The sequence below is a fragment of the Corynebacterium sp. UMB8791 genome (genome assembly GCF_054166365.1).
In genome coordinates this window covers 42,380-62,796 of sequence record NZ_JBSZCG010000011.1, presented here as the reverse complement: position 1 = coordinate 62,796, position 20,417 = coordinate 42,380, and the positions used below count along the sequence as shown (strand labels likewise).

15 protein-coding genes are annotated in these 20,417 nt (G+C 57.0%); 1 reads left to right on the top strand and 14 read right to left on the bottom strand.

Features of this window, described 5'->3' with window-relative positions; translation table 11 throughout:
* Positions 1 to 250 precede the first annotated feature (250 nt).
* The 14 genes from ACXIUA_RS00305 to ACXIUA_RS00240 all read right to left on the bottom strand — a co-directional run bounded on the left by ACXIUA_RS00305 (position 251) and on the right by ACXIUA_RS00240 (position 18,525).
* A complete protein-coding gene (locus tag ACXIUA_RS00305; RefSeq protein ID WP_177224263.1) occupies positions 251 to 757 on the bottom strand; it encodes a DUF2335 domain-containing protein in 507 nt (168 codons plus the stop codon).
* Positions 758 to 1,521: 764 nt separating this feature from the next.
* Complete coding sequence (ppk2, locus tag ACXIUA_RS00300) at positions 1,522 to 2,421, bottom strand: polyphosphate kinase 2 (RefSeq protein WP_070361875.1); 900 nt, start codon at positions 2,419 to 2,421, stop codon at positions 1,522 to 1,524.
* A 138-nt stretch (positions 2,422 to 2,559) separates the two neighbouring features.
* Positions 2,560 to 2,688 (bottom strand): hypothetical protein, encoded by a 129-nt coding sequence (locus ACXIUA_RS00295; protein WP_255366114.1) that lies wholly within the window; start codon positions 2,686 to 2,688, stop codon positions 2,560 to 2,562.
* Between the two features lie 53 nt (positions 2,689 to 2,741).
* The gene (locus ACXIUA_RS00290; protein WP_168156160.1) at positions 2,742 to 2,882 is read right to left on the bottom strand and encodes a hypothetical protein; all 141 of its coding nucleotides are present in this window, start codon (positions 2,880 to 2,882) and stop codon (positions 2,742 to 2,744) included.
* A gap of 1,621 nt (positions 2,883 to 4,503) precedes the next feature.
* Entirely contained in the window at positions 4,504 to 4,698 is a 195-nt protein-coding gene (locus ACXIUA_RS00285) for a hypothetical protein (RefSeq protein WP_070361874.1), read from the bottom strand.
* Positions 4,695 to 5,363, bottom strand: coding sequence for a single stranded DNA-binding domain-containing protein (locus ACXIUA_RS00280; protein ID WP_143000799.1), 669 nt, complete (start codon positions 5,361 to 5,363; stop codon positions 4,695 to 4,697). The genes ACXIUA_RS00285 and ACXIUA_RS00280 overlap by 4 nt, the downstream gene beginning before the upstream one ends.
* 309 nt (positions 5,364 to 5,672) lie before the next feature.
* Positions 5,673 to 6,182, bottom strand: a complete 510-nt coding sequence (locus tag ACXIUA_RS00275; RefSeq protein ID WP_070361872.1) for a GNAT family N-acetyltransferase — start codon at positions 6,180 to 6,182, stop codon at positions 5,673 to 5,675.
* Positions 6,172 to 6,456: a type II toxin-antitoxin system TacA family antitoxin gene (locus ACXIUA_RS00270; RefSeq protein WP_070361871.1), complete on the bottom strand. Its 285-nt coding sequence runs from the start codon at positions 6,454 to 6,456 to the stop codon at positions 6,172 to 6,174. The genes ACXIUA_RS00275 and ACXIUA_RS00270 overlap by 11 nt, the downstream gene beginning before the upstream one ends.
* Positions 6,457 to 7,023: 567 nt before the next feature.
* Positions 7,024 to 10,665, bottom strand: coding sequence for a DUF6923 family protein (locus ACXIUA_RS00265; RefSeq protein ID WP_457975866.1), 3,642 nt, complete (start codon positions 10,663 to 10,665; stop codon positions 7,024 to 7,026).
* 21 nt (positions 10,666 to 10,686) lie between these two features.
* Positions 10,687 to 11,601 (bottom strand): SpaA isopeptide-forming pilin-related protein, encoded by a 915-nt coding sequence (locus ACXIUA_RS00260; protein ID WP_457975865.1) that lies wholly within the window; start codon positions 11,599 to 11,601, stop codon positions 10,687 to 10,689.
* Complete coding sequence (locus ACXIUA_RS00255; protein ID WP_070361867.1) at positions 11,601 to 12,509, bottom strand: class C sortase; 909 nt, start codon at positions 12,507 to 12,509, stop codon at positions 11,601 to 11,603. Before ACXIUA_RS00255 ends, ACXIUA_RS00260 begins: the two co-directional genes overlap by 1 nt.
* 114 nt (positions 12,510 to 12,623) lie before the next feature.
* Positions 12,624 to 14,108 carry a SpaH/EbpB family LPXTG-anchored major pilin gene (locus ACXIUA_RS00250; protein ID WP_070361866.1) on the bottom strand — a complete coding sequence of 495 codons (1,485 nt, stop codon included), beginning with the start codon at positions 14,106 to 14,108 and terminating at the stop codon, positions 12,624 to 12,626.
* 670 nt (positions 14,109 to 14,778) lie between these two features.
* Complete coding sequence (groL, locus tag ACXIUA_RS00245) at positions 14,779 to 16,422, bottom strand: chaperonin GroEL (protein ID WP_070363432.1); 1,644 nt, start codon at positions 16,420 to 16,422, stop codon at positions 14,779 to 14,781.
* Between the two features lie 102 nt (positions 16,423 to 16,524).
* A complete protein-coding gene (locus ACXIUA_RS00240) occupies positions 16,525 to 18,525 on the bottom strand; it encodes an OPT family oligopeptide transporter (protein WP_288792800.1) in 2,001 nt (666 codons plus the stop codon).
* Between the two features lie 78 nt (positions 18,526 to 18,603).
* Here ACXIUA_RS00240 and ACXIUA_RS00235 point away from each other — a divergent pair, with 78 nt between their 5' ends.
* Entirely contained in the window at positions 18,604 to 19,947 is a 1,344-nt protein-coding gene (locus ACXIUA_RS00235) for a M20/M25/M40 family metallo-hydrolase (protein ID WP_457975864.1), read from the top strand.
* Positions 19,948 to 20,417: the final 470 nt, after the last annotated feature.

The following is a 20,417-nucleotide window of genomic DNA, read 5'->3' as shown; positions in this document are numbered from 1 at the left end:
GGACACAACTACTGCCGCTGCGGCTCGTCGCAGCCGAGGCGGTTCGCCAAATGCTGGCCAACCCGCTGTTGTCATGAAACCGCCCTTTTTGCTGTGCTCCAGCTTCTATGGATGCTTCTATTGGTGTAAAACACCGCAATCGTACCGTGCTCGAGGAGAGAACAGCAATACTTACAGAGCCTTAAGAATCCCCAGGTAAATGGGGGTGGGGGTTTGCTTTTTGGGTGGGCGCACTGTGGGGCCCTCCGCATTACCTTGCTGAGCTTTCTTCCCCTTTTCCTGAAGGACCCCATTGGGGCTTCTTCTTGGGAATAAACATACTGCCCAACAGGCTTAAGAAACCGAGAATCCCCATACCCGTTGCAAATGGAGTTCGGTCAAGCAGCTCAAGAATTACCGCCACAGCCAAAAACAAAACCGCTAGGCAGACAAACATCCACTGTCCTCTTCTCACCGCTCTCCCCTCTTCACGGATTGATTCGGCTAGAGCGTAGTTGACTGCGGCGTTGGACCTTGTCGCTTCATTCGCCGCAATGGCAGAGTCCTCTGCCATTGCGACAATTCTGTTTGCTAAACCAGCTTCGACCTCTTCGTAAGCTTGAAGTTCACTAGGATGAGGCAAAGGAGCAACTCGCATCACGCTCATGAGATCGTGCGTGACCCTGTTACTAACCTGATCTAGCACCTCGGCTTCTAAAACATCATCTTGTTCTGAGAGTCGATCGCCTGCCGCAGTGCCTGCCCCGTTTGCTTCCACGCTTTCTCCAGGTTTTCCGCTGGATCGTGGATACGTGCTTCCCGAATTATCCGACCGTCGCTGGAGCGAGCTATCACCCTGCCACGGGTCATGTTGCGCATCGTTCGAGTGCTCATTCGCCATCCCACCTCCATCTCCTGGTAAAGAACGTTTATTGTCCCATAGCCATTACACTATGACAATTATGCCATCGACATCCCTTTCTGGCAGGTAAGTACAGGCGACATCAGACTCCAACGTCCACGCACCAAATTCCTCGATTTATCCCCATCAAACCCGACGTTTCACCAGCTCACAACACTCGAGGTCCATATGGAATGTGGTCTTAGACCGGCATCCTCCCGCAGGTTTGAGGCGCCTCAACGATTAACTCTCTAACCGCCTGTCCGTCCGTTTCAGCCATTAATCCCACAGTTTCTCCGCGTAGAAGCCGCCGTCTGCAGCACTTTGCTAGCAGCGTGGCTTTGCACGACAGACGGGCTACCCATGCTAGAGTGTCCGACTAGCGTTGCACCTTCATCGAAAGCCGAGTCTCAGGCTTAAGGGTCTAAAGGGGCATTACTCCCATCTGCAATTCTGTTCACAAAATCCCGACTCCGCTCGTGATGACTATCCCACCCCAAATACCTATCCCCAAGAAGTCGGCTCCGAGGACCTATCAGGGGCTGAAGAGACATCATGCGTGTAGCCCCCAGCAAAAGCAGCAACGGAAAAGCGGGAAAGTCCCAACCCTTCCGTTGCTGCCTCCCAGATAGGCCTACTCCCTAGTCCCCGATCTGATCACGACCACGCTTCACGATCAGCGGATCCGGCGTCCCCACCACATCATGATCCTTGTTGGTGTATTCGAACTTGCTCAGGATGTAGCGCATCGCGTTGAGGCGGGCGCGCTTCTTGTCGTTCGACTTGATGGTGATCCACGGCGACTCGTCGGTGTCCGTGTAGCGGAACTGCTCTTCCTTCGCGTTGGTATAGTCGTCCCACTTATCCAGGGATGCGAGGTCCATCGGCGAGAGCTTCCACTGGCGGACGGGGTCGACCTGGCGAATGGCGAAGCGGGTGCGCTGCTCCTTCTGTGTCACGGAGAACCAGAACTTGGTCAGCGAGATGCCGGAGCCCAGGATCATGTTCTCGAGCATCGGCACTTCGCGGAGGAACTCAGCGTGTTGGGATTCGGTGCAGAACCCCATGACGCGCTCGACGCCGGAGCGGTTGTACCAGGAGCGGTCAAAGAACACGATTTCGCCGGCGGCCGGGAAGTGTTGGATGTAGCGCTGGAAGTACCAGGATGTGGATTCGCGCGGGCTCGGCTTTTCCAGGGCGACGGTGCGCGCACCACGCGGGTTGAGGTGCTCGTTGAAGCGCTTGATGGTGCCACCCTTACCGGCTGCGTCACGGCCTTCGAAGATGATAATGTGGCGCTGACCTGTGTCTTTGGTCCAGTTCTGCCACTTCAGCAGCTCGATTTGGAGGGCACGCTTTTGTTCTTCGTACTCGCTCCGGCTGAGGCGTTCTTCGTAGGGGTAGTTTTCGCGCCAGGTTTCGATTGGTGTCCCGTCCGGCATGAGCAGCGCCGGGTCGTCTTCATCGGTGTCGTCGACGATCCAGCCTTCTACGGCGGCGAGGTCGATCATTGGGAGTTCGTCATCCTTGTGGTCAGCCATGTATCAAGTTTAACCCCATTGCCCCCGGATCGGCGCTGATTGTTGGTTTTTATTTATCGACGCCACCCCCGTTTTCCCACGCATTCCCAAAAGGGAAAACCCCGCCACATTTTGTGGCGGGGTCTGTATCAGGGGGTCTTAGGAAACCAGACCGATCAGCTTCACGATGGCGTCTGCGCCTTCGCCGAGCTGCTTCAGAATGGTCAGAAGTGCGCCTGCTACGTGTGCGTCAGACGAGAGGAACGCCCAGTTCTCGAGTGCCTGCATGAGTTTACTCCTTTGAGTTTAAAATCAGTGGGATGTTGAGAGTTAAGCCGTGATTATTTCGGCAGGGCAGTTGCTTTGTCGCCCAGCTTGCCGAAGTTGATAAACAGGTCCGGAATGAGGCGGAACAACTTGACGATATTGCTGGAGAAGGTGCTGAAGTCCTTCAACGCGTCGGTGATGACTGCGAGATCCATACTTACCCCTTACAGGTCTTGACATTGTGGGCGGGTGCCCGTGTGTCTACATTTCTTAAGGTTGCACACCGTGATGGTGTGTCTTAGCCGTTAATTTTGCACGTATTTTTAACTCACGTCAAGGCTTCGTGAATGATTCACCTCACATTAGGGGCACCCGGCGCGTGTACCTTACATACATGACGTGACAGCAAACGTTCAGGCGAGTTTCCCCAGCGCATCACCACAAAATATAAAATACTACTTAAGCTGCTGAAATGCGTTCATACAGGTGACCGCAAACTATTCTTCCACCGTTTCTTTGAACTTCCTGTGTAAAAGCGACATTCGAACCATTGTTGCACGGCCCCCTATTTCTGATAGTTCGCTGAGCACGGATCGTTACGGCTTTCGCTTCCACCCCACCGCCACGACGATCTCTCACCCCAGCTAAAAAGCGTTCGGCATTAGCGAACGTTCGGCAATACCGAACACCCCAAGCCATGTTGACTGGCATGCACGCTTTAGCCCAGATTTTTCGCCCGGCCGCAGATGCTAATCACTGTCGTCGATACAACCGTTCCTCGTGTTGGTTCGGTCTCGACAAACCTTTTCAATCGTGTAAAATCCGATACATAGTTTCCCCGTTCTCCTCGGAGGCGGGTTTTCTTTTTGCCTAGTTTCGCATGTGGAACTCTATCACGCTGTTATTAGTGGGTCACGTCTATGGCTCATGGCGGCAAAAGAGGATATGTTGGAGTGACGACGGGCCGGTTACCGGAGCGTTGTCGCCTGGAGGCGCCTAGGCTCCAGAGCTTTTTAAGACCTCAGAGAATCCGTTTTTAGAGCTAATGCCTAAGGATGACGTCTTTTCGTGAGATTGATGTCTCCTCACGCCTCAGTCCGAAGGCCAGCCAAAGCCCTGTCACGCAAACGTACCCCCGTTGCAACTACATAGATTTCTAAATAGTTTTTTGGGCACGGTTACTGAAGCGTCGCAGCACGGCAACACTGGAACCGTTTCGCCTGCCGAGGAACACACGCAGGTTGCCTGGTCGTATCACGGAAAACTCGTCTCCGAAGTCGTTGACGCTTGCGAGGTAGAACGATTTTCCGCGACCGAGAAACGCTTCAGGACGCAACGCTGGCGCTGGTTCGCGTCGCCAGAGACAAGGCAACCGCACGGGCCTCGACGAAGTCATCGAGCATTTAGGGTTTTCCCGGTCCGAGCTAGAGGCCGAACTTCACAGCAACAAAGCATAGCTATACAGCGCAAGTCACCTCGCGCATAAGCCCGCCTCATTGACGACGCCATCTACGACCTAGAAACCTCCAGCGCGGAGATACACAAATTGGGGTCACCTGTTAAACAAAGTGGTTGAGATCCTAAGGCCTTCATCCGCGAGTCCGCGATCGACAAACACCGCGAAGAAATGACCACACCCGAAGTCTGCGACTGGGTAGCACACTTTACCGGCCGGCACCCAGCAGCAACATCGTTAAGGAACTGGATTACTGACAGACGCAACGGCTACATCCGAGCTGCCCGGAGGGTGTTATCGGCAAAAACAGCGCGACGTTTCGTGGGGTACCCGCCATCCCCGCGGTGGCTACTTCCTCACTACGTTGTTGTTCGAAAATGCTACGCGCGCTTCTTCAGAAAATACGATTTCCAAAACCTATTTTTCGAACGATCCTCAGGGTAGCGACGTGCCATGAATTCATCTGTGCGGTGACGTGAAGTTTCGGCAGCTTCCAAAAGGGCAGCAACAATTTCAGGGTCGACTGACGAAATGTGCGCTTTGTCTTTACGTCGCTGCGGATAGCGTGTCGTCATTTGAGTTTCTCCTTCCCCTCATCTTCGTCATCGTAGTGCAAAATGAGCACCGGCAGGAGCATCGCAAAAATACAAATGAATCCAACGGAATATGGGATTATCCCAAGTGAACGAAGAGTTGTGTTTGTTCCACTCCTATTTCGTTCCGGTTCGGCAAAAGCGAGACCCCCACCTGGCGTAAGGTTTCCTGGACTACTCGACTCCTTGCGCAGTTGAGCCTCAAGAGCATTGGCGTAATCTTCAGCTGCCTGTGCGATTTCCTTTTCTTCTTCGGCGATTTTGCGCGAAGTCAAAACGCTCCTAATGAGACTCGGTGACTGCAATCGCATGAGGGCGTTGTTGGTAAGAGAGTTGTCAATTGCCCATTGCAGCTGTTTGTAGTACTCGGTGCGATCATCTGACTCTTTTTTCTGCTCAATAGTCTTGAACCCAGATATCAACGCTATAGCTGCAACTATTGGGGTCAAGCTAGGAAAAACATATTTGCATACCCTTGACAAATAAAACGGCCATGATAGGTCTGAACACCAAATATAGTATCCAGCAATTACACCGATTAATAGGAGAAATCCACAAACTAGGAGCTTGACCTTAAGCCGCTGAGAAGGCAACCGCTCTTCAGTACTTTTGGACAAAAATTTCCTATGTTGATTGAGATCGCCCATGTGCCACCCCCAGTATTAGCACTAGCACTATTACTTATTACTCCAAATAAGCAACACGTCAGGCGTAGTCGACGTGTGTTCCCCTTTGTACATTTTCCGTTTTGCGAGCACCCAGACACCACTACTTGCAGCTGGCCGAGGCAAAGCATTCGGTTCGTCCAAGACGTGGGAGTCGGCTCCCAAAACAGCGTAGTTGGTATCTGCAGTTTTTGGCTCTAGTTGTGCACAACCCGCCCGAGTGAGGGGAACACCACGTTACTAAATGCGTAGTCCTAACAGCTGGTCGGCGAAAACCTGCCTCAGCCCCCATCACGCCATGTACCGCTCAATCCCCTTCACCGACAGCAGAAGATGCAGCGGCTGCCCCGGCATCTCCTGAAAACCAGCGTGCTGCATGTAGAACTGCTTCGCCCGCTCGTCCAGCGCGTGCACAACTACCGCCGCGGCACCGACTTCAACGGCAACGGTAAAACAGCGCTCCAGCGCATCGCGCAGCAGCGCCTTGCCAACGCCTTTCCCCTGAGCATTCTGGTCAACCGCAAGCCGTGCAAGGATGATCACCGGAATAGGATCCGGCCGCCCCTTCGCAAAACGCTCCGGCGCCACCTTAGCGACGATACCCCCGGTACACACCGCATAGTAGCCAACGACCCGCTCATTCCACGTTGATACATACACCGCACAGTTGTTGGCACGCTGGTTTTGCATCGCGTAGCGGTGAAACCACGTATCAAGCGACGCCTCCCCGCACCGAAACTCAGCCCGATTATCCGACTTCTCCAACCGACGTGGCGGGTGAAGAATCCCATCAGCTTCCAAAGCTGAACTCCTTGCCAAAAGGAGTTTCCTCCGCAAAAAGCGTACCTAGCCGTGAAAAGTCGGCAGGCTGAGCAAGCAACTCCTCCACACGAGAAAAATCGTCCATCCCCAACACGAAGAGCCGCTGATCAGCAAGCACTCTGGCAGCGCGCTCAACAGCGCTCTCAAGCACAAACTGCGATACCGAGGAATTCGTCACCTCAGCCGCACGCCGCAGGCACTCCTCCTGCACTGACGATGTACGCAGATTCAGCCGTCTATCTTTCACAGCCATTTCAACCTCCCAAAACCCTTGTACTCACAATGTACACACACAAGAGGTCGAGGGCAAGGCTCGTAATTTGAGAGTCACCATCGCCACGGGTGCAGGTCTTCCTTATCGACGACGGCCCCACCAACCCAAAGAACACAATCTCCTCTGAGCGCGGCCTCCCATAAGCCTCAAAAGGGGCATGTTCAATCTCCCCCGATGCCCCCCTAAAAACAAGCACCCCGAGAGACCTTGACGCAACTAAAAGCAATCCTTTTAGAGCCGGTAGCCTCGAGGCTAACGTTTTCTACGGTACCAGATAGAAGGCTTCGCCCGTCGCTTTGCCCTTGTCCGCTCACCGAGCTGCCACAAGCCCAAAGTCGAATCCGATTCACGCGTGACCAAATCTGCTTTCTAGTCAGACGGTTCACTTTCAAACCGGGAGCGAAGACATTACACCGTAGCGCCACTTGTCGGCAATTGGTCGATTGCACTCCAAAGTCCCGAAGGGGCTTGGCCCCGATCGCTGTTGATCAGCGCCAAGCCCCGTCAGCTTGTTCGTAACGTCACGCGCTCAGGACGCACTCTCCACTAAGCGACGACCCGTCGTCGTCCCACCAACGCACCAGCGGCGATGAGCGCACCGCCGAGGAGGATCGGCAGTTGCAGGCCGTTTCCGCCAGTCTTGGGCAGGTTGCCCTGGCGGACGTTGGCAACGGTCAGTACCGCATCCTGGGAGGTAAGCTGCCAGGAGCTCGGTGCCACCGCCTTATCGACCTGCGTCGCGACAATTTTGGCATCTTCATCTAGCGCGATCGTCACATTCCCGTTGTCCACCGACAACGAAAACACAATCGGCTTCACAAGAAGATTGTAAACACCCAGACTGTCTTGAGGCGACCGAGTCTCTACGAGCTGATAGTGACCCGGCTCCAATTCTTCTGACTTGAAGATTCGATTCTCCTTATCGTAAATCATTGGGATTCCATTACCGATGACTTGGCCATTTTCGTCCAGTTTTTGAAGTATAAACTCAGCACCGTCTAGACGGTTTTCTGGCTTCAATAGCTCGTGCGAAACTGCATCGGAAGAAATCTTTGCAATCACAAGCCGAGCTTTTTTCTCTACTTCTGGCGGAGGCACACAGGCCTTCGCCTCCTTGGGCCCAACTTGTACAGAGTTGAAAAGCGATTTGCCGGGTGCACATTCATCTCCAGTCTCGTTTCCTGTATAGGCATCGAGAGAGATTGTCATTTCAACATTAAATTGATGGATGCCATTACTTGTAGCACCAAATCTATTGAGCCCCTTCGGCTGTATCGTTCCACCGCCAGATAGCACAAACGGACCTTGGCCAGTTTGAAATGTCGTGGCATACGATTTCCCGAATTCATCGACCAAGGACCAAGAAGTCTTTTTCACAACAATCCCCGTCGGCATCGTTGGAGTGTCGACTACCTTACTATAGGCAGCCTCGCGATTTCCTGGGTTTGTTACATTTACCTGGTATTTTACTATATAGGTCCCGTCTTCCTGCTTCTTCGCAGACTGTCCAATCGCTTCTTTGGTGACGTCTGGAACAATTGGTTCTGGTGTCGTCGTAGGAGCCTTTGCCGATGCACCGTCAGTATTGTATGAGGACGGTGCAGTTTGAGCGCCGACTACTTCGACTTTTAGGAGATTTGGAGCCTTCGCCGTCGGGTTCCCGACCTTAATTTTGATTACTTCCGTTGTGTTCGAGTCCACGGAAGACCGGCCACCCTTTCCGAAAGCAATCGATCCGTCTTCTTCAACCCATGCTTGTCCCCAAACAGGCGCTTGGTCTGTAATGTTGAGAAACTGACCGACGGTCTGCCCATCAGGCATCTTCATATCGGTAATATCCACGCGCAGGGGGGCACCACCGCTCGTGCTAATACGTTCCAAGAAAACGCGCTGTTTGTTCCTTCCATCGCTTTGCGCCCACCCACTTTGCAGGCCCCACAGATACCCTTTCGCACCTGGGATGGCAACAAAGTCCTCTGAAACCGTACGGAATGTTTGTCCCGGATTCCAGATTGTTTTGGCTTGCAGAGTCACGTTTTTTGCAGGCTTTAGCGTTGCAGTAATCGTGTCTAAATTCACGCTGTAAAGACGGCCACTACCCCATACAGACGCACCTGCGACCCAGTATGTGCCGTCATCATCGAAGGTACCTGCGTTGATGCCGCTACCGAGGTCGTTGGATGTTGTATTGTCCGGATGATTCTCGGGAAGAAATCCATCAAGTCCTTGAAGCTTGCCCAAATCAAAAACTTCACCCGTATAAGGATTTATCTGCAGTAAGTGGCCTGCGGGGAAACAAGGGTCATCCCTGTGGCCCGTCTTCACCGAAATCCTGGGCTGACTAACAGCATAGAGGTAGTTATCGTTCTCGTTGTAGGCAAGTGCGTTATATACCCACCCGCTGGCGGGTCCGATCTTTTCTGACTGCAATGCACCTTGTCCGTCTTCTACCTGAAGATACAGCTGCGAAGAAGTTCTATTGCTAGAGGCTTGTGGGCTCGCGACGATAAATCGTCGGAAGCCATATTTTTGCTCCGCAATGGAAAGTAAGCGAGGTGGCTGTCGATGAACAGATTTTACATCGCGAAGCTCACATTTATCGCCGTGCGTAAGTGGCAACACGTCAGCGTCGGCTGAAGGAAGAATCGGAAGATCTTTCTCTACCGGAGCCGCGAGGGAGCCTTGCAAAGTGATGTCCTCGGGTCTGGTTGGAGCCGATCTGTAGGAAGTCCGAAGCGTCACAGTCGAGTCTGCCGAAACCGGTACCGAGTCGATTCGGCGGCCGTCCTTCGTCGGGAACCATGTAATAACCACACGATCCGGGTAGGTCTCAACTTTATTTTCGAGCCTTACACCGTCCGTTTGCTCAATTGGAATAGAGAAAAACACATCTTCTAATCGGACTGAAGGGCTCAGAGTTACTGTTGCACTTGAGAAATTAGAACGCGCTTGAACATCGAATGTTGTCTCGTACGGATTGTCGCCAATAGTCGTGTGCGAGGATACTGGAATACCATCACCTGCGACATTCACCTTGTGGTCCTGAGGCTTATTGTCCATGTCCTGGCCCCACATCTGGACCCGGTAAATACCGTTTGGAGGTGCCACGGGATTCAGGATTACCGAGTCGCCACCCTTGATATAGAGGTCAGTAATACTCGGAATGAGCTGAAACTCCGTGTCATAAGACTTTCCCTTGGCGTTCTTATTCCAAAAAATCGCGTTAGCGAAATCAATGGTTCGGTCAACGACAATCGCCCCCTGACGAACGACGCGGATCCTAACTGGACCGGAGATATCCTTCGTATTGTTATCGTTTCGGTTTTTCTTGATGGCGAACCTGGTTACTCGCCAGTTACCAGTCTCGTTGATCTTAAATTCAATTTGGGGGTTGTCCCCCAAGAAATCTGGCTTAGCATCGGTAAGAGAAAACTCTTGATCCTGCTGCCCTGGGACACCCGGAATATCTCCCGGGGCAGCAGCGCGGTCTTGTGAATCCGCAACCTCCTCCGCGGGGCGCCCCTTGCCATAACCAGACTCGGCAAGCTGTGCCTCGGACGGCACTTCGGCGCTCTCGGCGATCGCGTACTCACCGGCGTCGGTCGTGCGGGCCTCAATCTCAACGACCTGCGGCGGAATCGTGTGCAGGGCGTTCAGGTTGAACGCCACAAAACCGCCATCCTTAGCGTTCACGTAGCCGTAGTCGTAAGGCTCGAGCTTGCGGCTATCAGCAGTGACGGACAGGACTTCCTTGATCTCGCCCTTGCCCTCACGCTTGAGCGCGAAGATGTTTTCCTTCGACGCCTTGCCGCCGAACTCCCATGCCTCGCCATCGGGGTCGTTGACCACGATGCGGTCAACGACGCCCTTGCGCTCGACGGTCACGGGGTTCGCGGTGGCCGGGGCCTCTGCTGGTTTCGAAGCAGATGCAGAGGCCGGATTAGAGGCCGACGCTGCGGCAGGCGCCGAAGGCGTGGCGGAGGAAGACGGTGTGTCGTCGTCCATCCACGAGTAGGTGGGCAGGCCGGCGTCGTCGGTAGTGATGTCGGAGACCGTCGTGGTCTCCTCCGCCTGAACGGCCGGGTACGCGCCCAGGCCGGCGGCCAACGCCACCGAGGCTACTACGGCTGCAAGTCCACGGGCACGGTGCCGAGCAGGAGATCCTGCAGGTTTGATAAAGTTTCGCATTTTTCTTTCCCTACTTCCGCTTTACCGTGTCTCGTTCTTGCTTCGCCGCGCCAGGAACAATCCCAGCACAATTAACAGTCCGCCAAGTCCCGCGGCCCACAGCACGTTCGCGCCGGTGGACGCCAGCGACCCGCGCTCTTTCTCGGGGACGGCGCGGGGGTGGGTCACCGTCGTGACCACCCCGTTCGGTTTCGTTGTCACGATTGTCGACGGCACCGTGGTCGTCACCGTTGTCGGTGTGCCATTCGGAGGGGTCGTGGTGTACGTCGTCCGGATGGTGGTGCTCACTCGAGGAGGTGTCGACGTCGTCGTCTTCGTCGTGGTCACCGTGTTACCGGGCTTTGTTGGCGTCGTTGATGGTGGCTCGGAAGGCTCCCACGGTGGTGGGGTGCCGTAGCTCTTGTCCCACTTCATCACCAGGACGTTTTCGTACTCGTAGCGGATGCCGCGTTCGTCAGGAAGTGGGAGGATGAGCAGCTTCGGGCTGCTCAGGTGGTACTCGTACTTCGTGTCCGGCGCGGACTCCTCCACCAGGTACAGGCCCGGGGTGAGGTTGTCGAACATGACCTCGCCGCGCTGGTTCGTCGCCTTCGTTTCGATGACGTCGAGGCCGCGCGAGCGGGCGTCGTCAAGCGTGGTTTTCTTTGCCACGTTGCGGCCTTGCTCCGAGGTGATGTCGATGCCCCGCACCTTCGACAAGGTGAACTTGGCGCCGGCGATGGCGGGAGGCTTCTGACCGGCCGGGACCTGGTCGTACGGGTTGGTGCCCTGCTTCTTCAGCAGCAACTGGATCGGCTTATTCTTGTCGATGCTCGCCGGATTCAGGTTGGCGTCATTACCGCTGATTGGGCGCACGTCAGCCACCGCGGGCGAAAACGCACCCGCGGCAAGCATCGTGGCTGCACCACACGCTGCCAATAGTGGGGACAAGCGCATTAGGACAGAACCTCCTCGTTCACAGCGCCGGAACGGTCGCTCTTCTTCTTTTCGCGGTACACCCACCAGATCAGCGCCAGCAGGATGAGCAGGGACACCCCACCGAGTGCCCACATCCACCACTGCAGGGTGGAGGTGGAGTCGTCGAGGACGCTGGCCTCATCTGGGTCCATGGGTACTCGCTCCGCGTGGACGAGCAACCGGTGCGTATTGATGCCGTACGGCGTACAGGTGATCAGCGTCAGCAGGTCGCGCTCGGGGTCGGCGCGCAGGCTGTCGGTCTCATCCGGCAGGACAACTTCGATGTCGTACACCTTGTACTTCATGCGCTCGCCAAACGTGGATACATAGATGGCGTCGCCGACTTTGATGTCGGAAAGGTTGTCGAACAGGGTGGCAGTAGGAATCCCAGTGTGTCCCGTAATCACGGAGTGCGTGCCCACACCACCGACCGGAAGTGCCGTGCCAAACATGTGGCCAAGACCCTTTTGCAGCGTATCCTCCGCAGTACCGTGGTAGACCGGCAAGCGGGTATTCGTACTTGGGATCACAATCTGGGACATCGCAGGAAACCCTGCGAGTTGCCGCAAGTACTCCTGATACGACGCATTATCTTTTGAAACTCGAGCCAACCATGGATCAAGGATTGGACCGTCTTTGTGGTCCTGGTTGTACGCTCTGGCGGCTTCAATCTCAGTATTCAATTGCGGCTCTGGCTGGTCATGCAGCAGAGCTTCGTAATCCTTTGCCACCTGTTCCTGCATTCGGTTGTTCCACTGCGTAGCAACTACCGGATACATCAAAACAGCCAGCCCAAGAAGGATGATGATAGCTGGAACACCGACGCGCTGAAACAGCGATTTCGCTCCAGGCTGCCGCCTGTGCTTCGCCTTCGTTGGTGCAGTCACAGAAATCAACGTCTTTCTTGTTGGGAAATATTTTGGAAAACTGGGCGGAGTTTTACGCCCTCCGCCGACGGCGTGATGTGGCGCTAAGAAAGCGCGACATCAGGGCCATGGAACCTAGGCGGCCTGGGAGTTACGGCGAGCGACGTATGCGCCGCCACCGATGATTCCAAGACCAGCCAGGATCAGGATGGCAATACCCATACCACCGGTGTTTGGCAGGAACGGCGTAGTGTCCTCCAAGTTGACGACCTCACCATCGTTGTCGCCCACCTTGATGTTCTGGAGGGTGCCAGCGTTCTTCCAAAGCAGGGTGAACTCGATTGGCTGGGACAAAAGCTCGAAGCCCTTCGGGGACTTCGTCTCAACGAGGCAGTACTTGGTCCACTGGTTCTTGGTGTTCGGATCGTTGTTTGCACCGTCGTTGACGTGCAGACCATCAATCTTCACCATGCCGTCCTGGCCAGAAACGAACGTGCTCTTACCTTCAGTGGTCTGAAGCGCCTTATCGTTAGTGACCGCTGCCTTGCAGTCCTGGCCATCCGTGGCACCGTAGACCTGGAACTCAGCACCCTCCAGCGGCTTACGCTCCTTGCTCACCTTCTTAAATTGGATGCCAGCGTAACGAGTCTCGACATCGTTCGTCGGCTTTTTCTTTTCCTCTTGAACATTGTTCGGGTTGTTCTCGATCTGCACAGCGGTGTTCTTCAGGATGCCATTAGCAGGCATCTCGTTGACCTTCGCAGTGATCTTGACGGAGATCTGCTGGCCGTTCTTAATCTTTGCTACGCCAGCTTCAGTGAAGGTAACAACAACTTTCTGACCTTCAACCTTGATCTTGTAGTCGGATGGCTCGAAGTCGTTGCCGAGAACTTGGACGTCCTTCTCCGTGGTTGAAGCCTTCGGATCGAGAGTATCTTCAATCCGGTAGATGGTGCGCTTTTGACGATCAGTATCGATCGTCTGCGCCCAGGTATCGATCGTGTACTCAACCTGCTGGCTTACATTCTTGCCAGAGTCAACGACAGACTTTTTCGGTTCCTTCTGCTTGTAGTTCTTCGGGTAAGCAACGACGTCGTACATCCACTCCGTGCCACCAGCCTGAGCGTTGGCCTTCGTCATCGGCACGAACACGAGGAAGTCAGCTGCCGGGGAGTAACCCGCTACAGGAGAAGTTTCCTTAACGAGATAGACGCCAACCTTGAGGTCTGACCAGACAATCTTGCCGTCTTTATCTGTCTTCACCTCTGCGAACGGGGTTCCAAGCTTCGCGCTACCCGCGGTCAGCTTTGATGCGGCCACCAAACCTGCATTTGTCGTCAGGTCAGCATTAGTGACAGGGTACAGGGTGAACCCAGCATCCTTAAGGTTTTCTCCCTTGACCGTGGTGTCTTCCTCGCCCGTAGGTGTACCAAGGCTTTCTGGGTCAGCCTTCTTGTAGAGGGTGATGGAACCCTTCTTGGCGACATCGATCGTCGACTTCGCGACAGCTGGGCCGTTCTCCTGCGCCATCGCGTCCTGCGCAGCGATGCCAGCAGAGCCGGCGAAGGTCAGGCCTGCTGCGATTGCGATCGCGGCGGTTTTCTTGAGGGCAATTGTCATTTGGTTTCCTTCCAAAAGAGGTCTCTTGGGGCCCTCAGCGCACTTCAAGAAGTTAGGTTTCTTGCGCACGCGCCAGTGGCCCAACTTTGGGAACGCATTGAATTTAAGCACCCCCCCCCCCGCTTTGTCCAAGTCATTTAGTACGAAATCTCAAGGTTTCTCAGCCGACATATTGACCCATTTATGCAGCGCAAACCGGTTTTATTCGTTGACCATTACATATGTAGCCGGCTGTCAGTTAACGCTAGACATTCTGACCGTCAGGATTCTCCAAAACTCTTAGAGATTCCTCATACTTTCTGACCACTTATGGGGGAGTTTTCAGCGCTGCCGACGCAAGGCCCTTTGCCGCCACAATCATTCCGCTCGACCTCCTCCGGTCGACCAACGCTGATCAGCGCGAAATCAGCAAAATCGCGTGAAACAGCCCAAATTGCCGTGACCTGGGTTGGTCGACGGGAAGAGGTCGACGGGAACGAAATCGAGGTGGAAACAGCGCGAAACCTATGCCGAGCCACACGCAATTCTGTTCACAAAATCTCGAACAAACCGAAGAGCCATACCCCAACCCGAAGCCCGACCAACCACAACGCCACAACACGCAAAAATCCCGGGCCACCCCACCGCGAAAGCGGGGCGCCCGGGAGAAAGCCAGTCAGAAACTAGCGCGTTACATCATGCCTGCCATGGCGTCTGGGTCCATGCCTGCACCGGCAGCACCGGCTGGCTCAGGCTTGTCGGCAACGACTGCCTCGGTGGTGAGGAACAGAGCCGCGATGGAGGCCGCGTTCTGCAGTGCGGAGCGCGTCACCTTAGCCGGGTCGTTGATGCCGGCTTCCATCATGTCCACGTACTCGCCGTTGGAGGCGTTCAGGCCCTGGCCGTCAGGCAGGTTGGCAACCTTGTCGGCGACAACGCCTGGCTCCAGACCAGCGTTCAGAGCGATCTGCTTCAGCGGTGCGGAAAGCGCCTCGCGGACGATCTTGACACCGGTTGCTTCGTCGCCTTCGAACCCGAGGTCGTCGACAAGCTCGCGGGCGGCCTGCAGGAGGGCGACGCCACCACCGGCGACGATGCCCTCCTCGACAGCTGCCTTCGCGTTGCGGACGGCGTCCTCGATGCGCAGCTTCTGCTCCTTGAGCTCAACTTCGGTGGCTGCACCGACCTTGATGACTGCGACACCGCCGGCAAGCTTGGCCAGGCGCTCCTGCAGCTTCTCGCGGTCGTAGTCGGAGTCGGAGTGCTCGATTTCGGCGCGGATCTGCTTGACGCGGCCGTCGATCTGCGCCTGGTCGCCGGCACCCTGGACGATGGTGGTTTCGTCCTTGGTCACGACGACCTTGCGTGCCTGGCCCAGCAGCTCAGGGGTGGCGGTCTCCAGGGAGAGGCCGACCTCTTCGGAGATGACCTGGCCGCCGGTGAGGATGGCGAGGTCCTGCAGCATTGCCTTGCGGCGGTCGCCGAAGCCTGGCGCCTTGACAGCGACGGACTTGAAGGTGCCGCGGATCTTGTTCACAACGAGGGTGGAGAGGGCTTCACCCTCGACGTCCTCGGCGATGATCAGCAGTGGCTTGCCGGACTGCATGACCTGCTCCAGCAGCGGGACGAGGTCCTTGACGTTGGAGATCTTGGAGGAGACCAACAGGATGTATGGGTCTTCCAGGACGGCTTCGCCGCGCTCCATGTCGGTGGCGAAGTATGCGGAGATGAAGCCCTTGTCGAAGCGCATGCCTTCGGTGACTTCGAGGTCAACGCCGAAGGTGTTGGACTCCTCAACGGTGATGACGGATTCCTTGTTCACGGCACCGTTACCGACGGCGTACATCGCCTCGGCGATCTTCTTGCCGATCTCCGGGTCGGAAGCCGAAATGCCAGCCGTGGAGGCGATCTGCTCCTGGGTCTCTACTTCCTTCGCGTTATCCAGCAGGTACTTGGACACCTTTTCGGTGGCTGCCTGGATGCCACGCTTAATGCCCATTGGGTTGGAGCCAGCTGCGACGTTGCGCAGGCCCTCGCGGACCAGCGCCTGTGCCAGGACTGTTGCGGTCGTGGTGCCGTCGCCGGCGACGTCGTCAGTCTTCTTGGCTACTTCCTTGACCAGCTCGGCGCCGATCTTCTCGTATGGGTCCTCGAGGTCAATCTCGCGGGCGATGGTGACACCGTCGTTGGTAATGGTTGGTGCGCCCCAGGACTTCTCCAGGACGACGTTGCGTCCCTTTGGCCCAAGGGTGACCTTGACGGCGTCGGCTAGTGTGTTCAGGCCGTTTTCTAGGCTGCGGCGTGCTTCCTCGTCGAATGCGATCATCTTAGCCATGTAAGTTTTCTCCTTGTATTCGTCGTAAAGTGCAGGCGCCCGCGACGGCACGGTTGGCGCGTGGCCAACCTCACCCGCGTTAGCACTCAATTGCCTCGAGTGCTAAGACACAGTTTTAGCACTCTCGCCCGCCGAGTGCAAGGAACCATCTTCGGCAACCGAGGTGACCTTGGAGCGCGTCTTCGAGTACACGAACCACACCAACACAACGAACAGGGCCGTACTGAACCACGGCGTCCAGGACTGCTCCGTGAACACCTCCAGCGGGCTCTCCCCCGCCGCGCCCGCAATGAGCGCCGCGTTGAGCACGCCGAACAGGGACTCGCCCACGATCATGCCCGTGGCCACCAGCGTGCCCATCCGGCGCGCGAAGTCCGGGTGGCGCTGCACCTGCGCCCAACGGTTATAGATGTATCCGATCAACCCGCCGATCGGCACGATGACTGTCACCGCCACCGGCAGGTACATGCCCATGCCCACAGCCAGCGGCGGCAAGCTGTACTTGCCCGTGGTGCGGGTGAGGGTCTCGTCGATAATGATGAGCACAACGCCGATGCCCGCGCCCAGCAAGATCAAGCCCCAATCAAGCGAGCTGTTGAAAATGCCGTTCGCCACCGAGGACATCAGGGCCGCCTGCGGTGCCGCGAGCGCGTCCGGGCCTGCGCCCTCCATGCCCTGGAAGCCGAAGCCGGTGAGCATCACCTGCAGGATCGGCGGGATGACCACCGAGCCGAACAGCACACCAATAATCAGCGCCACCTGCTGCTTCCACGGCGTCGCCCCCACCAGCTGGCCCGTCTTGAGGTCCTGCAGGTTATCGTTCGAAATGGTGGCGATGCCAAACACGATCGCTGCCGTAAACAGCGTGTACGCCACCAGCGAGGCCGCATTCGCGTCCGTGCCCGCCATAAACGCGCCAATCAGCAGCGCACACGAGAGGACCGCGATGATGCCGATCGAGGAAATCGGGGAGTTCGACGCCCCAATCAGCCCCGCCATGTAGCCACACACCGACGCCACAATCAGGCCAATAACCAGGATAAACAGCACCGAGATCATGGTGAGCGACAGCGCGTGCTCGTGGATGTCGGTGCCGCGCACGAAGTTCCACAGCAGCAGACCAATCGGCAGCATCGACGCCACAATCACCCCGGCCACGATCGGGAACGGGATGTCACGCTCCGTCACGTCGACGGCCACACCGTCATGCCTCTTTTTCGACGACGCCAACGACGACGCAATACCCGTCGCAATCGGCTTCGCGATCTTGATCAGCGTCCACAGCGCCGCCACCGCCATCGTGCCCACACCGATAAAGCGAATCTCGTCCGCGAACGTCGTGGAGACAACCTCGGCGAGCTCAAGGCCTTCATCCATATGGGCCGCTGACTTCATCGGCAGGAGGATCGCAAAGGAAATCACGACGCCAACCAGCATCGCAATCCCCACCGACAAGCCCACCAAGTGGCCCACGCCCAGTAGCGCCAAGGACAGCGAACCACCCATCATCGTGCCGCCCCCACCAACGCGGAAGAAGCCGGCAACCTCGCTGGCAGCCGCCTTCATGGCCGTCAATAAGGAATAGAACGCCGACGCAATCGCACCAAGAATAATCACACGCAACCCCTCAGAGTTCTCCGCGTGATCACGCTCCGAACCACCATTGTCCCCGTCGCCAACGCGCAGCACCTCCGCCGCCGCGACACCCTCCGGGTACGGCAGGTCAGAGCCGGTCACCAGCGCGCGACGCAGCGGAATCGAATACATCACGCCCAACGTGCCACCCAGGGCACACACTAGGGCTGTCGTCCAGAAGGGGAAACCCTGCCAGTAACCGACCATCACCAGGCCGGGCAGGACGAAAATGATCGCCGACAGCGTACCCGCGGCCGACGCAATCGTCTGCACAATGTTGTTCTCACGCACATTGTGCCCGGCGAACTTCCGCAGCACCGCCATAGAAATCACCGCCGCCGGAATGGACGTGGCAAAAGTCAACCCGACTTTCAACCCCAAATACACATTCGCAGCAGTAAACACCAAGGTGATCAAGCCACCAATGATGATCCCGCGCAGCGTCAACTCACGCATCGTCGAGGCCATTGCAAGACCTTTCAATATATAGGCATAAAAACGAACGTGGGGAATTGTACTCTCTCCGTTAGTGGTACTTTCGACCACATGACACAAACAGCTTTTACCCCAAACCGCGACCGCATTTTCGACGACCTCTCCGCCCTCGTAGGCTTCAACTCCCCACACTCCACGCCTGAGCTCGCCGACCAACACGAAGCCGCCTGCGCCTGGACAGTTTCCGCGCTCGAGGCCCTCGGACTGGACGTGACCCGCCACGCGACCGTCGATAATGCTGACACCATCATCGCCACCAAAGCCCCAGTCGGCGACGCCCCCACCGTCCTCCTCTACTCCCACTACGACGTCGTGCCCGCCAACAACCCCGACGCCTGGACCAGCGACCCCTTCACCCTCACCGAACGCGACGGCCGCTGGTACGGCCGCGGCGCCGCCGACTGCAAAGGCAACCTCGCCATGCACCTCGAAGCACTGCGCCTCATCCAGGCCAACGGCGGCACTGACCTCGGCATCAAGGTCGTCGTCGAGGGCTCCGAGGAGCTCGGCGGCGACGACGGCCTCGGCAAACTTATCGACGCCCACCCCGACCTCTTCAGCGCCGACGCCATCATGATCGCCGACTCGGGCAACGCCGCCGTCGGCGTCCCAACGCTCACCACCTCCCTGCGCGGCGGCGCCCAGATCAACGTGACCGTCGAGACGCTGCAGGGCGCCATCCACTCCGGCTCCTTCGGCGGCGCAGCCCCCGACGCCGCCCACGCCCTGGTCCGCATCACCGACTCCCTCTTCGACGAAACCGGCCGCACCAGCATCGACGGCGTCGACTGCACCGCCACCTGGAACGGCCAGCCCTACCCCGCCGACACCTTCGCCACCGACGCCGGCGTCCTCGACGGCGTCGCCCTCAACGGCACCCCCGACGACAACCCCGCCGACATGGTCTGGGCCCGCCCCGCCATCACCATGATCGGCTTCACTTCCACCCCCGTCGCCGACGCCGTCAACGCCGTCAACCACCGCGCCGAAGCCCAATACAACCTCCGCGTCCCCGCCGGCACCGACGCCGCCGCCATCGCCAACGCCGTCAAGGAGCACATCCACGCCCACACCCCCAACGGCGCCCACGTCACCGTCGAAATCTCCGGCGTGAACGAACCATTCGCCACCGACCCCAACCACCCGGCCATCGCCCTGTTCGGCGACTGCCTCCAAACCGCCTACGACGGCGCCGACCTCGCCCTCATCGGCTCCGGCGGCTCCATCCCACTGACCATCACGCTGCAGAACCACTTCCCCGACGCCGCCATCGCCCTCTACGGCGTCGAGGAACCACAGTGCGGCATCCACGGCGTCGACGAATCCGTCGACCCCACCGAAATCGAACGCATCGCCGTCGCCGAGGTGCTCTTCCTGCAGCAGTACGGGAAGTAGCTGGGTTTCGGCCGGGTTTCGGCTGCGTTTCGGCTTGTTTTTGCTGGCTGAGGCGCTGCCGAAACCCAAATGGGAGTAAAAGGATTGTAGTAATCCCCGTTTCGCACGTTTTTTCGAGGATTACTACAATCCACCTACTACACTTTGCAGATTTGGGGGTTTTCGAACTTCTATTTGCCGGTCGACCCTCCCCGTTTGCCGCCTCCAAGGTTAAAAGCGTGCGCTTAGAAGCGTGCGATGCAGGTCGCGCATTTCCACCGGCCAGAGACGGTTTTCGGCGACCAGCGTCGCGCTCCTTTAACACCTCGACACGAACAGGAATCACGTGAAAGCCACGGCGCGCGAACCCGTCACCCCGGAAAAGTTCCCGCGATCACGTGAACCCGGGAACTTTCTTTGTGGACAGGCGTCGCGACCTGCAGAAACGCAACCGATGGTCGACCGGAACCAGCCTGAAACGCAAAATGGTT